9 protein-coding genes are annotated in these 9123 nt (G+C 54.9%); 3 read left to right on the forward strand and 6 right to left on the reverse strand.

Annotated elements, in window-relative coordinates; translation table 11 throughout:
* On the reverse strand, nucleotides 1-1247 hold a 1247-nt coding region (locus tag EYQ49_10220; GenBank protein HIG26238.1), incomplete at its 3' end, for a transporter substrate-binding domain-containing protein.
* A gap of 158 nt (nucleotides 1248-1405) precedes the next feature.
* On the opposite strand from EYQ49_10220, the gene EYQ49_10225 reads away from it, so the two are divergent.
* On the forward strand, nucleotides 1406-2713 hold the full coding sequence (locus EYQ49_10225; protein ID HIG26239.1) for an amidohydrolase: 1308 nt from the start codon (nucleotides 1406-1408) through the stop codon (nucleotides 2711-2713).
* Nucleotides 2698-3168: a cupin domain-containing protein gene (locus EYQ49_10230; GenBank protein HIG26240.1), complete on the forward strand. Its 471-nt coding sequence runs from the start codon at nucleotides 2698-2700 to the stop codon at nucleotides 3166-3168. Before EYQ49_10225 ends, EYQ49_10230 begins: the two co-directional genes overlap by 16 nt.
* Before the next feature lie 2 nt (nucleotides 3169-3170).
* On the opposite strand, the gene EYQ49_10235 is transcribed toward EYQ49_10230, so the two are convergent.
* The gene (locus EYQ49_10235; protein HIG26241.1) at nucleotides 3171-3908 is read right to left on the reverse strand and encodes a glucose 1-dehydrogenase; all 738 of its coding nucleotides are present in this window, start codon (nucleotides 3906-3908) and stop codon (nucleotides 3171-3173) included.
* Nucleotides 3909-4001: 93 nt separating this feature from the next.
* On the opposite strand from EYQ49_10235, the gene mtnA reads away from it, so the two are divergent.
* Nucleotides 4002-5054, forward strand: a complete 1053-nt coding sequence (gene mtnA / locus EYQ49_10240) for an S-methyl-5-thioribose-1-phosphate isomerase (GenBank protein ID HIG26242.1) — start codon at nucleotides 4002-4004, stop codon at nucleotides 5052-5054.
* A gap of 10 nt (nucleotides 5055-5064) precedes the next feature.
* On the opposite strand, the gene EYQ49_10245 is transcribed toward mtnA, so the two are convergent.
* The 4 genes from EYQ49_10245 to EYQ49_10260 form a co-directional block, all read right to left on the reverse strand.
* Complete coding sequence (locus tag EYQ49_10245) at nucleotides 5065-6597, reverse strand: ABC transporter ATP-binding protein (protein ID HIG26243.1); 1533 nt, start codon at nucleotides 6595-6597, stop codon at nucleotides 5065-5067.
* A complete protein-coding gene (locus tag EYQ49_10250; GenBank protein HIG26244.1) occupies nucleotides 6594-7592 on the reverse strand; it encodes an ABC transporter permease in 999 nt (332 codons plus the stop codon). Before EYQ49_10250 ends, EYQ49_10245 begins: the two co-directional genes overlap by 4 nt.
* Nucleotides 7589-8656 (reverse strand): ABC transporter permease, encoded by a 1068-nt coding sequence (locus tag EYQ49_10255; GenBank protein ID HIG26245.1) that lies wholly within the window; start codon nucleotides 8654-8656, stop codon nucleotides 7589-7591. Before EYQ49_10255 ends, EYQ49_10250 begins: the two co-directional genes overlap by 4 nt.
* A 98-nt stretch (nucleotides 8657-8754) precedes the next feature.
* A partial coding sequence (locus EYQ49_10260) for a BMP family ABC transporter substrate-binding protein (GenBank protein HIG26246.1) occupies nucleotides 8755-9123 on the reverse strand: 369 nt, incomplete at its 5' end.

A 9123-nucleotide genomic window follows, 5' to 3' on the forward strand; every position in this document is an offset into this window, starting at 1 on the left:
AAGCCAGCTTTGTCTTCGGGGAACAACAAACCAACTACGTTGGCGGTTTCTTCACCTTGGAACTGGTCAACACCAATGAAGTAAACATCGGGGTAGTTCGCCGCGGCTTCAACAGTTGCTTCACCCATACCGAAACCAACGGTGACAATAATTTCACAGCCAGCATCAGCGAACATGCCAATGTTGTTGGCGTAGTCCTTAGCGTCTTGAGTTTCGATGTAATCCACCGAAGCGCCAGCTGCTTCAGCACCCGCTTGGGCGCCTTCCCATGCGGACTGGTTGAACGACTTGTCGTCAACTTGACCCACATCGGTAACCAAACCAATGCAGTGATCACCAGCAGCTTCTTCGTCTTCACCGTAAACGCCATCTTCAATGTCGCCGTAGGTCAAGGAGAAAGAGTCGGTGAAATACTTAGCAGCCAAGTTTTCCAAGGTGCCGTCGGCAATCATGGATTCCAAAGCGGCGTCAAAGGCGGCAACAAGGTCGCTGCCCTTAGGGAAAATGAAAGCCAAAGGATCGGCAGCCAAAACTTCGTCAACTAATTCAACGTCGTCTGGGTTTTCGCCTTGGTAACCGTTGCCGGCTACGTCATCCATGATCACGGCGCACACGTCGCCAGAGATGAGTGCTTGTACAGCAAAACCGAACTGCTCAAAAGCCACTACACGGTTTTCGCCAACAACTTCAACGGCTACGTCGTAGTTTGTGGTACCGGTTTGTGAACCAACGTTGCAGTCAGAAGCAGCAAGATCGGCTTTTGAGGTGATTTCGGTACTGCCCTTAGCAACCAAAATCTTTTGATCGGTGGTGATGTAACTAATGGAGTAGTCCACCACTTGTGCACGTTCATCGGTAACCGAAATACCATCGGCAGCCAAGTCGAACTGGCCTTCGGAAACAGCAATGATCATGCCGTCCCAAGCGAACTCTTGATAGTCGGGGATGCAGTTGATACGAGCGCAAATTTCATCAATTGCGTCGTAGTCCCAACCACCGGCTTCGCCAGTTGTGGCATCAATGTAGTTGAAGGGAAGATAAGCGTTTTCGATAGCCACGGTGACCGTGCGGCCACCAAGGTCAGGAAGCCCGCTTTCGGCTTCAGTTGTCTCTGGCGCGTCATCAGCAGCAACCGTGGTTGGTGCAGCTGTGGTGGCCGGGGTTTCGGTGTCGTCGCTTCCGCACGCCGTGGCTAGTAAGGCAAAGCCCAACAGCACAGCGAGCAGACGCATCATTTTGTTGCTCATGAATCCCTCCGGATCCTCATAGGTGACTGAGACAGGCTTATACAAAAAACCTGAATTGGATAGAGAACGGTACCGGAAAGAGTCGCTTTTCGCATCCTAAGTGGGGGGATCCCTTGAAGGCGTGGGGAGAAAATGTTGTGTCCACTAGCCTTGCCTCAATGAAACGTACGAGATATTTGGCCGACACTGTGGTGACCTGCGATGAAAAGCAGGCAGTTTTTTCGCCGGGTTGCCTGGACATAGAGGGAAATAAGATCGTGTGGGTGGGTGCGCCGGAAGACGCTCCCGAGGTTTTAGACGTTGAGACCCACCAGGTTGGCGGGTTATTAATGCCCGGCCTGGTTAACGCTCACGCCCACACCCCCATGACGCTGGTACGAGGAGCGGGCGACGGCTTGCCTTTGTGGCGGTGGCTTACCGAAGCCATGTGGCCCCGTGAAGGACGCATGATCCCCGAAGACGTGTGGTGGGGGATGACCCTTGGGTCGGCAGAGATGCTCAAGGCAGGGGTCACCACCAGTTGCGAAATGTATTTACACGAAGAAGCCTTGGTGGAAGCAGCGCAGGCTTCTGGCGCACGTTTGGTCATGACCCCCGGCGTGGTGTCGGCTTTACATCCCGATAATTCAGGCACCCAAAGAGGCCAAGAAATTGCCGACTTTCATGCGAAATACCATGACCCGCAAGGACGGATCACCATTGGGGTAGGGCCACACTCCGCTTACGACCTCGGGGTAGAGCGAGTGGCAGAGTTGGCAGAGTTGGCTCGTCACCTTGACACGGTGCTGCACATCCATTTGGCAGAAACCACTCAGGAAAGCGAAGACCTCGAGCAGCGCTACGGTCAAAGCGTGGTACGCACCCTGGCCGATCATGGAGTATTTGATGGCCAGGTGTTGGCCGCCCATTGCGTTTGGGTAGATGACCAAGACATCAAAATTCTGGTTGACCATCAGGTAGCGGTTGCCCATTGCCCGCTTTCCAATATGAAGTTAGGTTCGGGCATTGCCCCGCTAGTAGCGATGCGCCAAGCCGGGATAACGGTGGCTTTAGGTACCGACGGGCCGGCCTCCAACGACACGCTTGACCTTTGGGAAGAAGTAAAGTTCGCTCCATTTTTGGCCCGAGTGTCTGCCTTAGACGCCACACTGCTTAACCCGCAAGAAACTTTGTCTATGGCCACCCGAGAAAGCGCTCAAGCGGTGGGCCTAACCTCGGTGGGGAGTTTGGCTTCCGGCATGACGGCCGACTTTATTCGCCTTGACATGGAACACCCAGCGTTTGTCCCGGTAACCGAAACAGCAGAATTGATGGCCCATATTGCCTGGTCAGGTTCAAGCCGCTCGGTTACCGACGTGTGGGTAGACGGCCAACCGGTAGTGGCCGACAGTCAGATACTTACCGTTGATGAAGAAAAAGCACGGGCCGAAGTGCAGCACCGAGCACAACGATTGGCGGCTTCGTGAGCCAAAGATTTACGGCCGATGCGGTGGCTGACGCCTTAGGCCTGGTTCCCCTGCCTGAAGAAGGCGGCCGTTGGAAACAAACACTGCTTGATGAGCGTTCAAGCGCCATCTATTACTTGTTGACCAAAGGCGACTTTTCTGCATTGCATTGTTTGAACGGCGACGAGGTTTACCACTACTACGCCGGAGCTCCCGCACAAATGTTACTGCTTTTTCCGGGTGGGATAGTGGAAGAACCAGTTCTCGGCGCTGACCTAGTGGCCAGCCAGCATCCTCAACTGGTGGTCCCTGCCGGAATCTGGCAAGGATCGGCTACCCAAGGTGAGTGGACGCTGTTGGGCACCACCATGGCGCCGCCCTACACCGAAGAAGGCTTCACCCTTGGCAAAAAAGAGCAACTTATTTCTGGCTGGCCTCAAGCCAACGAACGAATTAAACAACTCACTCGAAAATAGTTTTACCAAGTTGGTCGAGCGAGAATGCCGCCATCTACCACGAGGTCGGTTCCCGTAACCCAAGAGGCTTGAGGTGAAACTAAAAAGGCCACGGCTTCGGCCACATCTTGTGGGGTGCCCAGGCGACGCAGGGGAGCAGTGGCCTCCCAGCGAGCCACCCCCTCAGGCCAGCGCTCCGCCAGTGTTCCATCATCGATAAGCCCCGGGGAGACCGAGTTCACACGAATATTTTTTGGGCCCAACTCAAGAGCTGCTGAACGAGTGGCCATCAAGAGCCCTGCTTTGCTGGCGGCGTAATGGGCATGGCCTTCGGCGGGTTGGTGGCCCTCTATAGAGGCAATGTTCACCACGGCCCCGCCACCGTTTTGGGTCATCACCGGAGCGACGGCCCGGGTTAGCAGGTGGGCGGCCCGCAGGTTGGTAGCCAAAAGGGCATCCCAACGTGGGGCATCAAGATCAGCCCAAGGTTCAACGGTTTGCAAAGCCGCATTGTTGACCAGGATGGTTAAAGGGCCGGCCACGTTTGCTGCTTCAGCAACGAGGGAATCGATGCCCTCTGGGCAAGAAAGGTCAGCGGTTAGCATTGGCGCATCAATTTTTTTAGCTAATGCCGCGGCCCGGTCGGTTTTGTTATGGACAGCCAGCACTACCCGAGCACCACCTTGGTGCAAGCGTTCGGCAATAGCGGCACCAATGGCACCGTTGCTGCCAGTAATCAGGGCTGTTTTCTGATCAAATATATGCTTCACAAGTGCTACCAATTGTTGGGGGATAAGAGTAAAGAGTCGGTTACGGTATTTATTCTTGTTTCTCTACACCTTGAGGGTACCCAAATGACCGACACAGTTCAGAACCCGTTTACCGTGGACTATGTGGATGGGGTAGTAATCCTGCTGGATCAAGCGGCGTTGCCTGCCAAAGAAGAACATATTCACTGCACAAATTGGCAACGGGTGGCTCGGGCAATCGCTGATCTTGAGGTGCGTGGAGCGCCCGCTATTGGGGTGGCGGCCGCTTTTGGTATGGCGCTGGCTGCAGAAACATCAACGACTGTTTCGGGTGAAGACTTATTGGCGGAACTCACCGAAGTAGGGGAGGCGCTCAACGCCACCCGGCCCACGGCAGTAAACTTGGCGTGGGCGCTTGAAGTGGTGTTGCGAGAAGCCCACCAAGCCCCCCGAGAACGCTCCGCCGTGGTAGAAGCAGTGGTGGCCTGTGCGCGACGGTTGCACGCCGAAGACCTGGCTACTTGTAAAGCCATAGGCGACAACGGAGCCGAGTTGTTGGCTGGGGCCAGCAACGTTATTACCCACTGCAACGCCGGTGCTTTGGCCACCGTAGGTTACGGCACCGCATTAGGGGTGATCCGATCCGCACAAAAATCTAATCCTGATTTGCACGTGTGGGTAGATGAAACCCGCCCGGTGCTTCAAGGCGGTCGATTAACCGCTTTTGAGTTAGGCCGAGACGGCATTGACTGCACGGTGATCGTGGACGGGGCTGCGGCTTCGGTGCTGCGAGCCAGCGACGTTGGAGCAGCAGTTGTAGGAGCAGACCGCATCGCTGCTAACGGAGACGTCGCCAACAAAATTGGTACCTATGGCTTGGCCATTGCCGCACGCCACCACGGGGTGCCTTTTTACGTGGCGGCACCGTTGTCGACCATTGACCCCAACACACTCAGTGGCCAAGAAATCGAAATTGAACAGCGCCCAGCCGCCGAAGTAGCGCAATACCGTGGAGCCGCTATTACCCCGGAATCTGCTCAGGTTTACAACCCTGCTTTTGACGTAACGCCGGCTGAGCTGGTGGACGGCATCATCACCGAGGTAGGGATTTTGCGTGCGCCTTACGAGGTGTCTATCGCCGCTGCTTTTGGCAACTAATTGCTAAACGCTAAGCGTCGGCGCTTCCGGAGGCCATGAGCTGGCCTATCTGGTTGCGGGTGAAATCTTCGGCGTTGCCGACAGCCACGAGGCGCCCTTGATAGATGACCCCGATGCGGTCAGACAAACTCATTATTTCGTCAAGTTCAGCAGACACTAAAAGAACGGCGATGCCGTCGTCGCGTTGATCAACAAGTTGTTGGTGAACAAACTCAATGCTTCCCACGTCGATACCGCGGGTGGGTTGAGCGGCTACTAAAAACTTTGCGTTTTGAGAGAACTCGCGAGCAGCAATAACTTTTTGTTTGTTGCCACCAGAGAGCGTGCGTACCGGAGAATTAATAGAAGCAGTACGGACGTCGTATTGGTCAACAAGTTTTTGTGCGTCTTCGTTGATGGCTCCGATTTGACGGACACCACGGCGAGCGAATGGTGCCTTGAAATAGCGGTTAAGTACCAGGTTGTCGGCCACCGAATGGGGGCCTACCAAGCCGTGTTTTTCACGATCCTCAGGCACATGGGCTACCCCTTGTTCGCTTATTTCTCGCGGGTTGCAACCGGCCAACTCGGTGTCTTCGAGCATGATGGAGCCAGAGATTGTTTGACGTAGCCCGGTTATGGCTTCCACCAACTCGCGTTGACCGTTACCTTCCACGCCGGCGATGCCAAAAATCTCTCCCGCATGAACGGTTAAGCACAGGCCATCTACTGCGGTTTGTGACCGGTCATCGAGGGCCTTGAGCGAATCAACGGTGAGCACCGGTGCCCCTACATTTGCTTCGCCTTTAGCGATACGCAACACCACGGAACGCCCCACCATCATTTCGGCCAGACCTGCTTGGTCAGTCTCGGAGGGGTCAATAGCGCCTACAACCTTGCCGCGACGCATAACCGTTACGTGGTCAGCCACGGCCATTACTTCACGCAGTTTGTGGGTAATGAAAATAATAGCGACCCCTTCGGCGGCCAGGCCGCGCAAGACTTCAAGCAGGTGGTCTGTTTCCTGTGGGGTAAGCACCGCAGTGGGCTCATCAAGAATGAGCACATCGGCTTTGCGATAAAGAGAGCGCAAAATCTCGACCCGTTGCTGAGTACCAATAGGCAGGTCTTCCACAATTGCCCGAGGGTCAACTTCCAGGCCGTAGCGTTTACCTAACGCTTCAACTTCGGCGTAGGCCTTTTCAAGATCTAATATTCCGCGTTTTTTGGTGGGTTCATGCCCTAAAACGATGTTCTCGGTAACCGACAGCACCGGTACAAGTTGGAAGTGTTGGTGCACCATGCCGATGTGGCGATCAATAGCATCGTGCGGACTGTTCATTGCTACTTTTTCGCCGTCGATAAGGATTTCACCTTCATCGGCGTGGTAGAGGCCAAACAAGATGTTCACTAGGGTGCTTTTGCCGGCTCCGTTTTCGCCCAGCAAGGCATGAATCTGTCCTTTTTCGACGCGGAAGTCTACGTTTTCGTTGGCCACTATGGGACCGAAGCGCTTAGTAACGCTGATTGCTTCAAGAGCAGGAGTTGTCTGGTTTTCGTTCATTCGCGTGAGTAGGGCTGCCCAATGGCGGCCGGTGGTCGGGCCCGGCCGACAACGCCAGCCAAGACAATGATGGTTACGACAAAGGGAATCATGCCCACGAACTGTGGATGGTCGGTAAGCCAGCCGCGGAATTGGAATTGGGTTTGAATGGCGTTGGTGTAGCCAAAGAGCAAGGCGGCTCCCCATGCTCCTACGGGGTTCCATCGGCCAAAGATCATCACGGCTAGCGCAACGAACCCTTTACCGTTAGTCATGTTGCGTTCGAAAGAGCCCACTGCTTCAAGGCTTAAGTAGGCGCCGGCCAGACCAGCGATTGCCCCACCCAGAATAAGGTTCAAGTAACGCATTTTGGCTACGGAAATACCTACGGTTTCTGCGGCGCTGGGGTGTTCGCCTACCGCTCGAGTGCGTAGCCCCCAAGTGGTGCGAAATAAGGCGTACCAAACTGTTGGTACCAGCAGCAACGAAAGGTAAGTCAGGGGGCGATTGGAGAAAAAGACTCTACCCAGAACCGGAATGTCGGCCAAGAACCAGAGGTCAATTTTGGGGGTTTTGCCGGGCAAGGTGTAGCCCTGCTGGAAAAAGAAACTGGTGACCCCCAAAGCCGCAATGTTGAGTACCGTGCCGGCAATGATTTGGTCACCTTGCAGGCTTACCGAAAGGCCAGCCAACGAAGCCCCCATCAACATGCCGGTAGCGATGCCCGCCAACACACCCAGTAAAAGGTTTTGTGTTTCGGCGGCCACCATGAAACCGGTAAAGGCCGACATGAGCATTTGGCCTTCGATGCCGATGTTTATGACTCCTGAGCGTTCGCCCAACATGCCGCAAAGTGCGCCTAAAAGAAGAGGGGTTGATTGGCGAAGCGTGGAGGCCAAAATGGCCGTGGTTTGTGCCTCTTTGAACTCTCCGGTGAACAAAGTAAAGCCAATGATGGCTACTACGGTAAAAATCCACCAACGGCGTTGGTAGAGGATGGTTGTTATTGTGCTCATGCGGACCCCCAACTGCTGCCCACCGAAAGATCGTTTTCTGGACTGTCTTTAAAGAACCAGCGCACCAGAATCGGGGTGGCCACAAAGAGCAGTATTAAGGCCTGGATGATGTCGGTAATTTCTGGAGAAACATCGGCCTTGAATTGCATGATGGCTCCTGAAGCTTCCATGGCCCCAATCAAAATGGCTGCCGGTATAACTGCCAGAGGGTGGGTGCGGGCCAGCAAAGCAATGGTAATGCCGTTAAAGCCTAAGCCAGCGTTGAAGCCTGGTTCGTAGCGGCCAACCACCCCCAAGGTTTCAATAGCGCCTCCCATAGCGGCTAAGAAACCACTGATGGTCATGGTCAGCACCACGATGCGTTTAACGGAAATACCGGCGTATTCGGCGGCGTTGGGGTTGAGCCCTACGGTGCGGATTTCAAAACCGAAGGTGGTGCGCTGCAACAGGTACCAAACGAGGAAGGCAAAGCCGACAGCCACAAAAAAACCAATGGGTAAGTCGCCCCAGCGAGGGATTTCGGCACTGGGCTCAATCTTTGGGGTTCGAGCAAGAAGACCAGGTTCGCGCCAAACCTTTGAGGTAAACCAGTCGGTCAAGTTAATGGCCACGAAGTTCAACATGATGGTGGTAATGACCTCATGAGCACCCCTGCTGGCTTTAAGAACACCGGGGATGGTGCCCCAAAGGCCGCCAGCAATTGAGCCGGCCAATAAAGCAAGAGGCATGTGAACGATCCAGGGAAGCCCTTGGAATCCGTAGCCCACGGCACCAGCAATGAGGGCGCCAATAATTAGTTGTCCCTGACCGCCGATGTTGAATAGGCCAGCTTTAAAAGCAAAGGCAACGGCCAAGCCACCCATAACCAATGGGGTGGCTTTTTCAAGCGTGCGGCCGAGTGCTTCGGTCCAAGGGACGGTGTCGGTGCCTAGAAAGGAGCCTTCTAAAAGAGCGGTGTAAGCATCAACGGGGCTGGCCCCAGAGAGAGCGATAAGTGCTGCGCCGGCGAGCAGGGCCAGAACCACCGCGAGGAGAGGTATGAAAGCGGAGCGGAGTATTTTCACAGGAAGTTGAGCGTAGTAGAAAGGAGAGGCGGATAGGTGGAAACAAAGGGCCGGGGAGCGACGGTTGTCTGCTCCCCGGCCCTCTTGTTACCTAATGCTTATTCGTCGCCGAATGAGTATCCGGTGGATTGTGAACCGTCCATAAGGGCGGCATCAAGCGCAATAATCATGTCTTGGATCTCTTGCGAAACGCTGGAGTCAAGATCGTGATGTGGCGCCAAGCCAACCGAACCGTATGAGTTACCAGAGGCGGCATTGCCTGCAGCAGCCAAAAGGATCAGGTCGGAAACACCAGGGGTGATCAGCTTCATAGCGCTGGTCACCAAGCACGGATGTGCTTCGGGCACGGTGTACCACTGGTCGGAGTCCACGCCGATGCAGAACGCACCTGCTTCGCCGGCTACCTCAATGAGGGCGCCGTTACCGGTTTTACCACCGGCACCGAAGACAACGTCTGCGCCAGAATC

It is taken from the genome of Acidimicrobiia bacterium (assembly GCA_012959995.1).
Lineage (GTDB): Bacteria > Actinomycetota > Acidimicrobiia > Acidimicrobiales > MedAcidi-G1 > MedAcidi-G2B.